The sequence below is a fragment of the Vibrio sp. V31_P5A7T61 genome (genome assembly GCF_009904895.1).
GTDB classification, from domain to species: domain Bacteria; phylum Pseudomonadota; class Gammaproteobacteria; order Enterobacterales; family Vibrionaceae; genus Vibrio; species Vibrio metschnikovii.
The window spans coordinates 1-14,631 of record NZ_WXWI01000053.1 but is presented as its reverse complement, the minus strand read 5'-3'; the positions used below and the strand labels follow the sequence as shown (position 1 = coordinate 14,631).

Sequence of the window (14,631 nt, the reverse complement as noted above, 5' to 3'; positions counted from 1 at the left end):
GTTTAACTATCTTTTGCCACGCTTGGCGTGAATTTTCAGCTTAGCCTTTAATTGACGTTTCTCCGCCGAGCGGCTCAATCGCTGAGAAGGCGTATCGTCATAGCGTTCTAATGGCGATGGTTCAAAACCTTTTAACCACTCTTGTGGTAAGCGCTGATCCAGCAACCGCTCAATCGCTTGCAACAACGGCTCTTCTTGTGGACTCATTAAAGAGACCGCCAAACCGGATTGTCCTGCCCGTCCCGTACGGCCGATACGATGAACATAGTCTTCCGCTTTGTAAGGCAGATCAAAATTAACCACTTGCTCTAATTGACAGATATCAATCCCGCGCGCGGCGACATCCGTAGCAATTAACGCCCGAATCTTGCCGGCTTTAAAATCATCCAACGCCTTTTGTCGCGCGCCTTGGCTTTTATCACCATTGATCGAGGCTGCTTTAATACCATCCAACTTCAGCTCTTGAGCTAAAGCATCACTGCCCTGCTTAGTCTTAGTAAAGACCAACACTTGCTGCCAGTTACGTGAACCGATCAAATACGCCAATAACTCACTTTTACGTTTTTTATCAACCGGATAAACCATTTGTGACACTGTGTCTGCCGTCGTATTCGCTGGCGTCACTTGCACCTCTATCGGTTCATGCATCATCCGATAAGCCAATGCCTTAATTTTTTGATCGAAGGTGGCAGAGAAGAATAACGTTTGTCGTGCACGATTTAATTTACGCAAGACTCTTTGGATATCAGGCATAAAGCCCATATCCAGCATTCGATCCGCTTCATCCAACACTAAGGTTTGTACGTTACCCAAATAAAGACTTTTCACATGTGCATGATCCAAAAGCCGTCCTGGCGTGGCGATGAGTACATCAGCACCACCACGCAAATGCTGTTTTTGCACACTCATACTGGTGCCGCCATACGCAACAACAATTTTTAACTCGCTGCCTTTCGCGTAAGCAGTCAGGCTCTCAAATACCTGCTGGGCAAGCTCACGTGTTGGCACCAATACCAAAGCACGAATATCCCTGCTGCTCAAATCGATACTAGTTTTTGATGCCGCCAAGCGTTGTAATATTGGCAGACCAAAGGCCGCCGTTTTACCCGTTCCGGTTTGCGCTCCAGCAAGCACATCATGTCCCGCCAAAATGGGCGGGATGGCCTGAATTTGAATTTCTGTTGGCGTCTCAATACCTAACGCATTCAGGCTCTCAACTAAAGTAGGTGCAATACCCAAGTCTAAAAAGGTTTTGAAGGGTGAAGACATGCTACTTTCCTTTTAAAAATACAAGAAACGCCCAGCGTTCGACGCTGAGCGTAAAGAAAATCTGGGCGCGGATTGTAGCAAATAGTTATGGCTTTGGCTTTGCGAAAATGAGAATCGCCACCTATAGTGATTATTTTGTACGCAAATGGAAATCATGATGCGAACTAACAGAGTAAGGTAACGTCAGCCTCGCTAGTGTCATAAGCCGTAGTATCGTAGTGACTTAATTCACAACCAATTTCCAAGGCGTCTAACAGTTCTAAAGTATCATCATTAAGGTTTATCTGGTCTGTCATCTCGACCTCCTGTGTTATTACTGGAAAGGTAAATCACTTTTCCACTCCGTGTAATTTTGTGTCGTACTCAACGAGAACAATACCAACTACAGATTTAACACAGTCAGCGATGCATCACCAGTCAGACCAAACTAAAGATTCGGTGTGAAAATAAATTTACACTAATGAACTTAATTTTTTACAACACCATTGACCTTATTGATTAATTTATTCAGAATAGCCAAAAACACCTAAGCAGCGGCCTAAACATCGTTTAACTGACTCCGTCGCACCCATTTAACCACTAAATACGTACAGATAAGTTTACAATATGATTAAATCAAAACTGTTAGGTAGTAGCTTAATTATTGCAGGAACGACGATTGGCGCGGGTATGCTCGCTCTGCCTTTGGCTTCCGCTGGGCTTGGATTTTCGACGGCATTAGTGATTATGCTTGGTCTATGGGCCTTAATGGCCTTCACCGCATTATTGATGGTAGAAATCCATCAATACTCAAGTCAAGACGCCACGTTGCATACCCTCGCGAAAGAGATACTCGGCACAAAAGGCAAGTGGATAGCGACCTTCGCTATGCTGTTCTTATTTTACTCGTTATGTGCTGCTTATATCGCTGGAGGTGGTGGGCAGTTTACTCAACGGATCAGTGAATTTACTGGATTCACTATATCTGCGCCAACAGGCACTTTGCTGTTTACCGTTATTGTCGCTGCGGTAGTCACCATCGGTACAGCGACGGTCGATAAAGTCAACCGCTTATTATTTGCCGGTAAAATCATTGCCATGATCATGGTGCTGACGTTTCTTGCCCCTAATGTTACTGAGTCCTACTTATTGAGTATGCCACTTGGACAGGGGCTGATCATTGCTTCTATCCCCGTGATTTTCACCTCGTTTGGTTTTCATGGCAGTATCCCTGCTATCGTCAACTATCTTGATGGACATACCCCATCACTGCGTAAAGCCATCGTCTTTGGTTCGGCTATTCCACTGATCATTTATATCCTGTGGCAATTAGCCACACTCGGTGTCGTTAGCCAAGCTGAGCTGGTTCAAAATAGTGGTTTGTCTGCCTTAATTGGCACATTGGCACGCAGTGCACATCAATCGGGCCTAGGGAGTATGATCGGTATTTTCGCGGATTTAGCGTTATTGACTTCTTTCCTCGGTGTTAGCTTAGGTTTGTTTGAGTTTATGGGTGATACGTTACGTAAAAAAGGGGCAGGTGTGAATCGGTTCGTCGCTTCTGTCGCCACCTTTACCCCACCGCTTTTGTTTGCTTTATTCTACCCACAAGGCTTTATTATGGCCTTAGGTTATGCGGCAATTGCTTTGGCGGTGTTGGCGATATTTTTACCGATTGCGATGGTCGTGCGCGTTAGAAGCCAAAGCTCCTCACCTGAGTATTACCAAGTGATTGGTGGTAAGCCAGCCTTGATGATTACAGGGGTCATTGGCTTATTAATTGTTGCAGCCCAATTAATGATCACCATTGGCGCACTTCCCGCACTCGGCTAATCACTGCCATTCAAGCGCCCTGCTTGGAATTCTTTATGACCTTTCTCAAAGCCCGAATAAGAATCCTTATTCGGGCTTTGAGATAAATGCTGAATATATCGATCTACCTCTCAATTCTTATATGTTGGTACATATATATTTCATAAATATATGGGATATTACACACTTTAATCGCTCAGATAGCCGTAAAATCGCTCAACCCCTACGCCATTGTGCTGCACCGGAGAAGATATGAAACAAGTTCCATTCAGGATGATTGATCGTGTATTCATCAAAATATCCATCAACGATAAGATGTGGGCCGTGTTTGCGCTCTTTTTTATCACACTAAGTGCCCTAGCTGGTGCTCGCTATATCAACACTATTACCAACTTTGAGACTCAAGCGAAACAAGCGGTAGAATATAAGCTGCAAGGGATCATCAGTCAAAATGCCATTACCCTGATCCCCGGGTTAGAATCTCGCGCTGCTTTGCAAGATACGCAGTATCAACAAGGTCGAGTCATGGCGACGGCTCAAAGCAACAATGGGCAGGTCTATCGTTTAACGGAAGACTTCTCTCGTCAAGAGCAGCAAATGCGCTCTGCCGCTTTCAAGGTGCTTTTATTCAGTTACTTGTGTGTTCTTCCGTTCGGGCTTCTTTGCTATTGGATTGCGACTTTCTTAGGTGGAGCATTGTGGGATCTCTACACTACGACGCAAAAAATTGCGAAAGGCGATCTGACTTCCCGCTTAGGCTTTCATCCTGGACGTGATGAGTTTGGCACCATTGGCTGTGCACTAGATAAAGCCATGGATACCTTGACTGAATTAGTGGTCACAGTAAAAGACAACTCAGCGACACTCACCGATACCTCAAAAGTGTTTGCCGGTGAAATGAAAGAGAGTGAAAAACAAATTCATAATCAATACGCGTCGTTAGATTCTGTTGCCACCGCAATGGAGCAAATGACGGCCTCCGCACAGGAAGTGTCGAGCATTTCTCGTCAAGCCACTCAACAAGCAGAGCAAGATGCGAAACAAGTTGAGATTGGTCATCGTCGAGTCACTCAAGCGATCAACGAAATTGAACAATTATCACGCTTTATCGGTCAAACATCATCATCGGTAACAACCTTAAATGAAAATGCGATCAAGATTAATGAAGTGATCACCACCATCAACGCTATCTCTGAACAAACTAATCTTCTCGCACTCAACGCAGCGATTGAAGCCGCACGAGCTGGTGAACAAGGTCGAGGATTTGCTGTGGTTGCTGACGAAGTTCGCACTCTCGCTAGCCGTACACAATCAGCCACTATTGATATTCAATCGATGATTGAAAAACTGCAAAGTGAAAGCCGTACGATAGCAAAAATGACCGAACAAACAGTAGGACAAGCGCAAAGTAGCAGCAGCTTAGTAATGGAAATTGGCCAAGATATTGAAAAAATCGCTCATTCGGCACGGATGATCAATGATATGAGTGTACAGATTTCAACGTCTGCAGAAGAACAAAGTTCGGTAGCCAATGATATTGCATCAGAATTGAGCGATATCCGTAGTCAGTCCAATACCATTCGTCGCGTCGCAGAAAAATCCTCATCTGGGATTAATGAAATCAGTCAAGCGACGCAAAACCTCAGTCAAATATTAAGTCGCTACCAAACGAATTAATCCGCCGCTTTCTCCTCTCATTTGAGATGAAAAGTGATTTATTAAAAAGCCAGTCAACTAATGTGACTGGCTTTTTTATTGACAACCACTTGTTGATGACCAATAACGACTGACCATAGCCCAAAATAAGTGATGGCTAATAACGTCGTTTAGTTATATCGCTTCACTATCCGGATAACCTTGAGGATTTTGTGACTGCCAACGCCAAGTATCTTGCGCCATCTCTTGGAGGGTGCGTGTCGCTTGCCAATTTAGCTCTTTCTGAGCTTTCGTTGGATCGGCCCAACATTCGGCAATATCACCCGGGCGTCTTGCCACTAACTGATACGGTATTTGACACTGATTAGCGGTTTCAAAGGCTTTGACCATCTCTAACACACTGTAACCCTGACCTGTGCCTAAGTTATAGATATGTAGCCCTGACTGAATGCCGACTTTTTGTAGTGCCGCAATGTGCCCATCAGCCAAATCCATCACATGAATATAATCGCGTACACCAGTACCGTCTTTGGTGGGGTAATCACTGCCAAAAATAGACAGACATTCGCGCCGCCCGACAGCAACTTGAGAAATGAACGGCATTAAATTATTCGGAATGCCTTGCGGATCTTCACCAAGCTCTCCCGATGGATGCGAGCCAACCGGATTGAAATAACGCAAAAGCGTGATGCTCCAATCTGGATTAGCACGTTGAAAATCATGCAAGCACTCTTCGACCATCAATTTACTACGCCCATAGGGATTCGTCGCGCTGGTCGGAAACTGTTCAGTGATTGGCACGCTAGCAGGATCGCCATACACGGTCGCAGAAGAACTGAATATTAATGATTTCACCCCCACTTCACGCATCGCGGAAACGAGCACTAGGGTACCATTGACATTATTATCGTAATATTCGAGCGGTTTTTGAACCGACTCACCGACCGCCTTCAACCCCGCAAAGTGAATCACCGATTCAATCTCATGTTCGGCCATAATGCTCATTAACCGCGCTTTGTCACGAAGGTCGCCATGAATAAAAACGGGGCGACAACCTGATATTTTCTCAATTCTATCCAATACCGAGGCTTTACTATTGTATAAGTTATCAACAATAACTGGCGTCATGCCCGCTTGAATCATCTGGATACAAGTATGACTACCGATATAGCCCATTCCCCCGGTGACTAACACTTTCATACCTAGCTACCTTTGTTCGTTAATTTGTACATCTTAGTTATCTGTTTGAGCCATTGATTCGATTGCAGCACGATTGACCACGTTCATAAACCTATTCTATCGTTAAGTACTTTCAAAATACTAATAAAGAATCCAAGAAAAAAACCTGTCATCGTATTGATCTTATCCTATAAGATAATGATAAATAGGCTCAAACGATGACTAATATTCAACATCAGATAAGTAAGGGATAACCAATAAGGATCACCTTCTGTGAGTACGACGCGAACGATCAAACTAAATTGTGATATGGGCCAAGGCTTTGGTGCATGGCAGATGGGGGCCGATAAAGACATCATGCCTCATATCGATATGGCTAATATCGCCTGTGGATTTCATGCTGGCGATCCACATCTCATCAGTAAAACCATTGATTTAGCACTACAAAATGACGTCATGATTGGTGCTCATCCCGGCTATCCTGATAAACAAGGCTTCGGTCAACGCTCCTTTGCCCTGTCGGATGAAGAGATATGCGATATTGTGATTTATCAAGTTGGTGCGCTCAAGGCCTTGTGTGAGAGCAAAAATGCCGAGCTAAGCTATGTCAAACCCCATGGCGCGTTATATCGTGACATGATGAGAGATAAAAATATTTTCCGATCAATGGTCGATGCGGTCTCTTGTTTTAATCTTCCCCTGATGATTTTAGCCTCGCCGAATAACCAAGATTATCTTGATCTGGCGGATCGCTTTGATGTGCCGCTGTTATTTGAAGCGGTTGCCGATAGAACGTATCTGGCTAACGGGCAATTAACGCCCGACACGCTACCTAATGCGATACTGCATAGCGAAGAAGCGGTATTAAACCAAGTCAAACAAATCTCTCGTTATGGAAAAGTGACCAGTGCAGACGGTTTTATTTTGGCGATTGAAGCAGACACCTTATGCGTCAACCCAGGACATCCAAAAGCGGTTGAATTGATCAACCGCATCCGTGAGCAGTTGCGTTAATGATTACTAATGCCAACAACCTTAGCTAACGCAATCGGATAACCACGCTGCTCCGCTAACTCGATGGCTTTTTGCTCAATTTGTTGCTCGCTAAAACTTAAACACACCGGGTGCTGCTGCTCAATCGATAATCCAGAATCAACGTCGGCTAATTGCCATGTCGAAACCAGTCGTCTCGCTGCTTCCAAAGCCGATGAGCCTTTTACTACCTCAATGCGAGCATACTGGTTGGCCTCAAACGTAACATCTGCCGCGCGCAGTGATGCATCGACACCTGGGATCTGCTGAGCACCAAATAATGGGTTTCCACCAACCTCTGCACAAGCGAATTCGGGCACAAATTGACTCATGTGTTGAATTGCTCTTAAAGTCCGTTCACTTAGCGCTTGGCTTGACCAGCCTTGAGTCAGCTTTTCCTGCAGATAAGCGGGCAAACAAGGTTGTGAGGATTCCGCCGTCGAAGACACCAAGCCGTCACTGAACAACGTAATGTCTTGTGTCATACCGTGCAATTGAAAAACACCATCCGCATAAGGGGTTAGCTGAGCCATTCCTTGTGGTGTGCCTCTCGGGCCATGGAAAATCACCTCAGGCCACTCTTGATAACAACGCGGCCAGTGGGTCACAAACGCGGCTTTAAACTCAACCAGACGCTGCCGAGGATGTTGAGTTAAATCATCAATTTTACCCGTTTCATAACCGCAAGCATTAATTAAGTAGTCACACTGTAACAATTGCTGATGACCATGACGATCTTGATAGGTTAACTGCCACTGTTGATCGACGAACTGGGAGTCAACCAACGTCGCTCGGGTAATGACTTGGCAATTTGGCAACGCGTCTAAGGTTAAATGTGCGCTGGCGGCTAATCGAAAGACGCTCCAACCATATTCTTGCACAGCAACAACCGGATATTTCAGTTGAGATAAATCCGTATGCTGGGCAAAAGGGATTAACCAATCATCGAAGCTGGTTGGTACCTTCGGTTGTGACTTAAGTGCAAGGCGTTCAAGCTCATCTTGCTGATAAAGACGAAAATAGTCACTCGGTTCACCGAGCATTTTATTGTGACAGTCTTCGGCGACGAGCTGCTGGTAAGCGGAACGAATGACTTCTAGCCTCGGTAACACTTCCTGTACAGATCCAGGATCACTGTGTGGAATGGCGATCACTGTGGGTCGACGATTTAAGGTGTGCGGATATAACCTTACGGTTTCTATCGATTGACGCAGTAATTCAATGCACTGCTGTTGAGAAATTTCTCGATATAAATTACCGCCTGCATGAAGATGGCAAATCGGTGGTCCGTTGACGAGACCAACACTCTTTTCCAACAAGGTCACCTTTAACCCGAGTTCACTTAGATGCACCGCGGCGGTGGCACCTGCGACACCACCACCAATAATGGCGACGCTCGGGGCTTGTATTTCTGGTTTAGTAAGTAACATTTCACTGCCGTTGGTCATTACGTTGCTGCCTATTCTAAAACGTGTAAAAGGTTATGAAAATCACATTTTTCACAAGGTCTTATCGATGCTATACCCAAATGGGCCTCGCTCGCTCGACAATGGACTCAACCGATCATCGGTGAAAGCCATGAGTCGCGAGACCTTCCCTAAATGCACACAGGATAACGGGGGGTTGATGTAACGTGGCACCGTTATCAACTGTGCAAAATTTATCAAAAAAGCCTTGACTGATTATCCGCTTATCTTCAACTGTCGCTCACTGTGAATAACGGATTATCAGTAAGCTTGAGCGGCATTGGCTTAGCATGCTGATCGCTATCTATGACCAATCAAGTTATCCCAACCTTTATCCACCGTTTTTGTGGATAAGTTCTTTACTTACTCAAGATACGATTAACTTAAAGCTCGGTTAATCGGCGTTAACAATCGCTGTAACAAGCTACTAACCACAAGGGCTAAAGTAACAAAGGTCATCACTGGTAGAGCCAACCACATCGAAAAATGCGTCACTGGGGATAAGTCAAACCCCCAATACATGATACTGCCAACAATCACATCGGCACTGATTGCCGCCACCAACCCAGCTATTAACGCCATTACCCCATATTCAGCCCATAAGGTTGCTGTTACTCGGCGGCGACTTGCACCAAGCGTACGGTAAAGCTGGATTTCTTGTTGACGTTGACTCAAGCTTAAACGTAATAAGGTAAAAATCAGCAAAATACCGGCTAACATACCAAGCGCGGCCAATACCGTAATCGACCAAACGATTTGCGTCAGTAGCTGCTGAATCTTTTCACCCATCGCTCGGATATCCATTAAGCTCACTGTCGGGTGCTGGCGAGACAACTCACTGAGCAAGGGTTGGTGATCAGATTCAATCCGAAAGCTCACCATCCAACTGCCTGATACGTTTTGCATCACATCCGGCGAAAATATAAAAAAGAAATTCGGTTTCATTTCGCGCCATTCTACGTGACGAATCGTATTAACAACCGCACTAATGGTTTGACTACTGATCATAAAGCTCAGCGTATCCCCCACTTCAATCCCTAATTCTTGAGCTAGGGATTGTTCAATTGAAACGGCCTGACTGGCTACCCATTGCCCTTCCACAATCGTGTTATAACTCGGTAATGTATCACCCCAAGTAAAATTAAGTTCACGGCGCAGCGCGTTAGGGCCATCTCCATTCTCAATTCTTTCCTGAGCGACTTGACCATTAATATGGGTTAGTCGACCACGAATAATCGGAAACGCCTCAGATCGTTCAAGACCCGCCTCATCGAGAGCTTGCAAATAAGCCTGCTTTTCATAATCAGCAATATTAATTGCAAAGGCATTCGGTGCATCGGCAGGTAATACTTTTTGCCAATCCGTCAGTAAATCGGTACGCACCAACCACATCACAGCCAATAACATTAGCGATAATGATAACGCGCCAAACTGTAGCCCCGTAGCGACACTCGAACGATTGATTCGGCTCAATGCTAAACGCATCGCCGTATTCAGCGGTAACAAACCCAATACGCGGATTAACAACAGACTGATCACGGCTAAGACAAAAAACAGCCCAAGAATGCCAAATAAGATGATCCACACCAATTGGTTTTGCCAATAAACCACCACCATAGGCACCAATGGTACAGCGAGTAATAGGGTATTCCACAAGCGACGGCGAGCAGCTTTAACGGGCTGTATGACACTGGCAGCGTTAACATTCAGTAGATAACCAAGAGGAATGCCTAATGCGGGTACGGCAATCAAAATACTCGATAACAACGCCACCGCGACAGGTTGGAAACCATAAGTCGGTAGAGGATCAGGCAATAAATCAACCAACGGTATTCTGAGTAAAAATTCCAATCCAACACCAATCAGAGTACCGCCTATCGCGGCAAAGAGTAGCAACAGTCCAATTTGAATCGTTAACCAACGCACGATCCATTTTTTGCTCGCGCCAAGACTTTTTAACATGGCAATCGTACGTTGGCGCGTCGAAACATAGTGCTGACAGGTTAAGACTAACGTCGTCGCCGCCATCATGATCACAATCGCAACGGTTAACGACAAATATTGCTGAGTACGTTCAAAAACTTCATTACTCTGATTGGTGGTTTCTTGATCTCGCCATTCGTCACTCGGTCCGAGTTCGAGCGATGATTTTAATGGCTCAATCTGATGATCCGCGCCGAGAATGAATAACCGATATTGAACACGGCTACCCAGTTGAAGGGCCCCCGTCTTCGCCACATCTGCTTGATGAATATAAACTACCGGCATTTGTTGAAAAGGATTAAAACTTAACCCTGGCTCGTCAATAACTCGACCACTGACCTGAAAATCAGCATCCCCCAAAGTAACCGTGTCACCTATCTCTACATTAAGTTGAGCAAACACACGATCATCTAACCATAACTGGTTGGCTTGCACACGATGAGACAGCGCAACACCATCACTTAGGGTCATTTTGCCAAGTAGCGGATAGGATGAATCCACCGCGCGAACTCCGACCAATTGCATACCATGATCACTGAACGCCATGGTCGCAAAACGCGTCATCTGCGAAGTACTTAACGACTTCTGTTCCGTGAGCGCCAATAAAGAGTCTGGAATAGGATTAGCCGACACATACACGCTGTCGGCGGTAAGCGCCTCTTTCCCCTGTTTGACGACCACTTGTTCCATGCGCTCAGCTAAAGCGCTTAATGCAAACAAACAAGCAATAATCAAGGTTAACGCCAACGAAATCGGCCACAACTGACCATGACGAATTTCACTCAAACTCCAACGTAAAAACCGCTGATTCAAAGTAAGGGCTGGGCTTGTTTTCACACGCGTTCCTCCAACTTACCCGCTTGCATGTAAAAGCGTCGCTGACAACGTGCTGCCAGTTTAGGATCATGAGTCACCAACACTAGCGTTGTGCCATGTTGTTGATTGAGTTCAAACAGCAAATCAATCACTTTACTGGCCGTTTCTTGATCTAAATTGCCGGTGGGTTCATCGGCAAACAGCACTTGAGGTTCAACCATAAAGGCCCGAGCAAGAGCAACGCGCTGCTGCTCACCGCCAGACAGTTGATTGGGTGAATGGTGTAAACGGTGAGCAAGACCAACCGAGGTCAATAACGCCTCAGCTCGCGCTCGATTTTCAGGTTCCCCTTTTAACAGACAAGGTAGAGTGACATTATCGAGCGCCGATAAGCTTGGGATCAGTAAAAAACTCTGGAATACAAACCCAATCGATTGACTGCGGATCGCCGCTCTCGCTTCATCATCGAGTGAAGAGAGTCCCTGCCCAAGTAGATACACTTCGCCTTGTGTTGGCGTATCTAAACCGGCTAATAATGTCATTAGGGTTGATTTACCTGCGCCAGAGCTACCGACAATCGCTACGCTTTCACCAGCACCGATGGTAAGATTAATATCATGAAGAATGGTCAAGGTCTCCTGTTCAGTGGAGACCACTTTTGAAACCGACTGTACTGAAATTACAGATGGTACTGAGCTAACGGAGCTTTGCATGGCGAAACGACTTCCTTTGTTATTTTTAGGGTTTATTTTTTCTAGCATGATGCTATTCACAACGACGGTACGCAGTCAAACCTTACTAATTTTGGGTGATAGTTTGAGCGCAGGCTATCAAATGCCGATTGAGCAAGCATGGCCGACCTTACTTGAAAGCCAATTAGCATCACACCACGAGGTTACGATTATTAACGGCAGCATTTCTGGAGATACCACAGGTAACGGGTTAGCGAGACTTCCTTCACTACTTGAGCAGCATAAACCTCAAACCGTACTGATTACCCTTGGCGCGAATGATGGCTTACGTGGTTTTCCACCTCAAGTAGTAGAAAACAATCTGCGCACAATGATCGAACAAATTAAACAAGCCAATGCACAGTCTGTGTTAATGCAAATTAAAACACCGCCCAACTATGGTAAACGTTACAGTGACTCATTTTCTGACGTCTACCCTCGCTTAGCCAAAGAGTTTGACCTACCTCTGATCGATTTTTTCCTTGAGCAAGTGATCATCAACCCCGAATGGATGATGAGCGATGGGCTACACCCAAACTCAGCCGCTCAACCTTGGATCGCTCAATTTATGGCCCAAAAGCTCGCGCCGTTACTGTAAATAATCATTCATGACGGCAACACCAGCTTGACAATTTAATCACCCTAGCAACCGTAAATTGCCTAAAACTGTCTGATTTAATGGTTCAGCTCAATAAACTTTACCATGCTTTACGTTATTTTATTGGTTCATCCACTGCACACAGGCCATCTTTATGCGCATTGAACCACTCATTCAAGGCATGGTTGCTCGCTCTGCTCATCCCTATGGATGTCAGCAAGCCGTCCTTCAACAAATTCATTACGTAAAATCCGCGCCATCGATCAGTCAAGGCCCTAAGCGAGTATTGATCTTAGGCGCTTCATCCGGCTTTGGGCTCGCCGCTCGCATTGCCTTGACCTTTGGTGGTGCAGACGCCGATACCATCGGTGTTTCATTAGAACGCGGACCTTCGAATAAAGGCGTTGGCAGCGCGGGGTTTTATAATAATCATTTTTTTAAACAATACGCCGAACAAGCCGGACGAGTAGCAATTAATATTACTGGTGACGTTTTTTCGAAAAACATCAGAGACCAAGTGGTGGAAGCGATTGAAACCTATTTTGAAGGTGAAGTCGATTTAGTGATTTATAGTATTGCCAGTGGTATGCGCCGCAAAGGCGATAGCGAAGAATTTTGGCATTCAGTCATTAAGCCGATTGGTGACAGTGTTACGGGTGCCACGGTCTTATTAGAAAATGATCAGTGGCTAGACACCACCTTAGCGCCAGCGTCAGAACAAGAAATTGCAGACACGTTAAAAGTGATGGGCGGCGAAGATTGGGAAAACTGGATCGATACATTGATTAACCATGATTCTTTAGCCCAAGGATGTAAAACCATAGCGTTCTCTTACGTGGGTTCTGAACTGACTCATCCTATCTACCTTGATGGCACATTAGGCCGAGCAAAAGTCGATCTGCACCAAACCAGCCATGCCTTAAACTTGAAACTCGCTAATTACGATGGCAACGCTTACGCCGCTGTCTGTAAAGCATTAGTAACCAAAGCCAGTGTGTTTATCCCCGCGTTTACCCCCTATATGCTTGCCTTGTATCGTGTGATGAAACAAAAAGGCACCCACGAAGGATGTATTGAGCAAATGCAACGTCTATTTAGCGATAAGCTTTATACAGGTAAGCCTGTTCCCGTCGATAGTGAACGATTAGTGCGAGTCGATGAATGGGAATTAGCTCCTGATACTCAAGCACAAGTTCAAGATCTGGTTCATCAAATGAATGGCTCTAACTTCACTGAATTGGGTGACTATCAAGAGACTATGGCGTCAAGAGTTAATTTTGGCGCTGTTTACATCCCACATGCAGCCGTCTCTGAGCATAGAATTTAGGATAACTACCATCTTTCTGACGCAAGCAATGATCGCTACTTTTTTAGGTTTGCCTGCCGCTAATAACTTTTGATAGTGCTGTTTAAAAACAGGATTACATTGCATTGCAGACATCATGGCCATGTACAAAACCGTCCTGACTTGCATGCGTCCGCCTTTGATCATTCTCTTGCCTTTATAACTACCGCTTTCTCGAGTAATGGGAGCGACACCGATTAATGAAGCCGCTTGTTTGTTGGTGATGTAGCCCAGCTCAGGTACGTTACTGATGATGGAGGCTGCCGCAATTTTTCCGATGCCAGGTACGCTCTGTAATAGCTCATTTTTTGCTTGGTAATCAGGGCATGTCTCGATGAGTTTTTCGATTCTAGTTTCAATATTTTCTATCTGTTTTTTGAGCATGGTAAGTAGGGATTTAATCGATGACGCAACAGTCTTAGGCATGATTTGAGAGCGGTTCTTTTCCATGGTTTGCATGGTCAATAACTGGTTGCGTCTTGTCACTAAGTCACTCATTAAACGAATGTTTTCACTTTTCAATTGTGTGAGTTTCGGTTTAATCGCTTCCGCGTAATGGGCAATAAGAGCGGCATCTAAGCGGTCATTTTTAGCTCGATGTCCAAGGGCGCCGGAGAACTTTTTGATATGTAATGGATTAGCAATGACATAGGGTAACTTAGCGTTATCGCAGGCTAAGATGAATGGCATTTCTAAGCGTCCGGTGGCTTCGATGACAATACGTTCAGGGTGGTACTTTTTAATGGTTTTGATGGCTTGTTTAAT

General features: G+C 45.2%; 12 protein-coding genes. 5 read left to right on the top strand and 7 right to left on the bottom strand.

All coding sequences use genetic code 11. From position 1 onward, the window contains the following. Window positions 1-6: 6 nt before the first annotated feature. Together CAG58_RS11665 and CAG58_RS17070 are read right to left on the bottom strand one after the other, a co-directional pair. Window positions 7-1,269 carry a DEAD/DEAH box helicase gene (locus tag CAG58_RS11665; RefSeq protein ID WP_154171145.1) on the bottom strand — a complete coding sequence of 421 codons (1,263 nt, stop codon included), beginning with the start codon at window positions 1,267-1,269 and terminating at the stop codon, window positions 7-9. A 164-nt stretch (window positions 1,270-1,433) separates the two neighbouring features. Continuing rightward, on the bottom strand, window positions 1,434-1,565 hold the full coding sequence (locus CAG58_RS17070) for a hypothetical protein (protein ID WP_261384366.1): 132 nt from the start codon (window positions 1,563-1,565) through the stop codon (window positions 1,434-1,436). A gap of 310 nt (window positions 1,566-1,875) precedes the next feature. On the opposite strand from CAG58_RS17070, the gene CAG58_RS11660 reads away from it, so the two are divergent. Together CAG58_RS11660 and CAG58_RS11655 are read left to right on the top strand one after the other, a co-directional pair. After that, window positions 1,876-3,081 carry an aromatic amino acid transport family protein gene (locus CAG58_RS11660; protein ID WP_154171146.1) on the top strand — a complete coding sequence of 402 codons (1,206 nt, stop codon included), beginning with the start codon at window positions 1,876-1,878 and terminating at the stop codon, window positions 3,079-3,081. A 231-nt stretch (window positions 3,082-3,312) separates the two neighbouring features. Further along, window positions 3,313-4,737: a methyl-accepting chemotaxis protein gene (locus CAG58_RS11655; protein WP_161425723.1), complete on the top strand. Its 1,425-nt coding sequence runs from the start codon at window positions 3,313-3,315 to the stop codon at window positions 4,735-4,737. 153 nt (window positions 4,738-4,890) lie between these two features. Here the strand turns inward: CAG58_RS11655 and galE are convergent, their stop codons facing one another. Then, window positions 4,891-5,916 (bottom strand): UDP-glucose 4-epimerase GalE, encoded by a 1,026-nt coding sequence (galE, locus tag CAG58_RS11650; RefSeq protein WP_161425722.1) that lies wholly within the window; start codon window positions 5,914-5,916, stop codon window positions 4,891-4,893. 252 nt (window positions 5,917-6,168) lie between these two features. Between galE and CAG58_RS11645 the strand changes: the two genes are divergently transcribed. Continuing rightward, the gene (locus tag CAG58_RS11645) at window positions 6,169-6,909 is read left to right on the top strand and encodes a 5-oxoprolinase subunit PxpA (RefSeq protein WP_154171149.1); all 741 of its coding nucleotides are present in this window, start codon (window positions 6,169-6,171) and stop codon (window positions 6,907-6,909) included. On the opposite strand, the gene CAG58_RS11640 is transcribed toward CAG58_RS11645, so the two are convergent. From CAG58_RS11640 to CAG58_RS11630, 3 genes are all read right to left on the bottom strand, one after another. After that, window positions 6,906-8,375 (bottom strand): FAD-dependent oxidoreductase, encoded by a 1,470-nt coding sequence (locus CAG58_RS11640; RefSeq protein WP_161426259.1) that lies wholly within the window; start codon window positions 8,373-8,375, stop codon window positions 6,906-6,908. The two genes, CAG58_RS11645 and CAG58_RS11640, sit on opposite strands and share 4 nt — an antisense overlap. Window positions 8,376-8,771: 396 nt before the next feature. After that, complete coding sequence (locus CAG58_RS11635) at window positions 8,772-11,213, bottom strand: FtsX-like permease family protein (protein WP_161429690.1); 2,442 nt, start codon at window positions 11,211-11,213, stop codon at window positions 8,772-8,774. Continuing rightward, window positions 11,210-11,905 carry an ABC transporter ATP-binding protein gene (locus CAG58_RS11630; RefSeq protein WP_004396609.1) on the bottom strand — a complete coding sequence of 232 codons (696 nt, stop codon included), beginning with the start codon at window positions 11,903-11,905 and terminating at the stop codon, window positions 11,210-11,212. The genes CAG58_RS11635 and CAG58_RS11630 overlap by 4 nt, the downstream gene beginning before the upstream one ends. Here CAG58_RS11630 and tesA point away from each other — a divergent pair. Both tesA and fabV read left to right on the top strand, forming a co-directional pair. Next, the gene (gene tesA / locus CAG58_RS11625; protein WP_161426261.1) at window positions 11,904-12,521 is read left to right on the top strand and encodes a multifunctional acyl-CoA thioesterase I/protease I/lysophospholipase L1; all 618 of its coding nucleotides are present in this window, start codon (window positions 11,904-11,906) and stop codon (window positions 12,519-12,521) included. The genes CAG58_RS11630 and tesA overlap by 2 nt on opposite strands. 154 nt (window positions 12,522-12,675) lie before the next feature. Further along, window positions 12,676-13,848, top strand: a complete 1,173-nt coding sequence (fabV, locus tag CAG58_RS11620; protein WP_337247262.1) for an enoyl-ACP reductase FabV — start codon at window positions 12,676-12,678, stop codon at window positions 13,846-13,848. Here fabV and CAG58_RS11615 read toward each other — a convergent pair. After that, the coding region (locus CAG58_RS11615) for an IS110 family transposase (RefSeq protein WP_161439688.1) at window positions 13,786-14,631 on the bottom strand (846 nt) is incomplete at its 5' end. The genes fabV and CAG58_RS11615 overlap by 63 nt on opposite strands.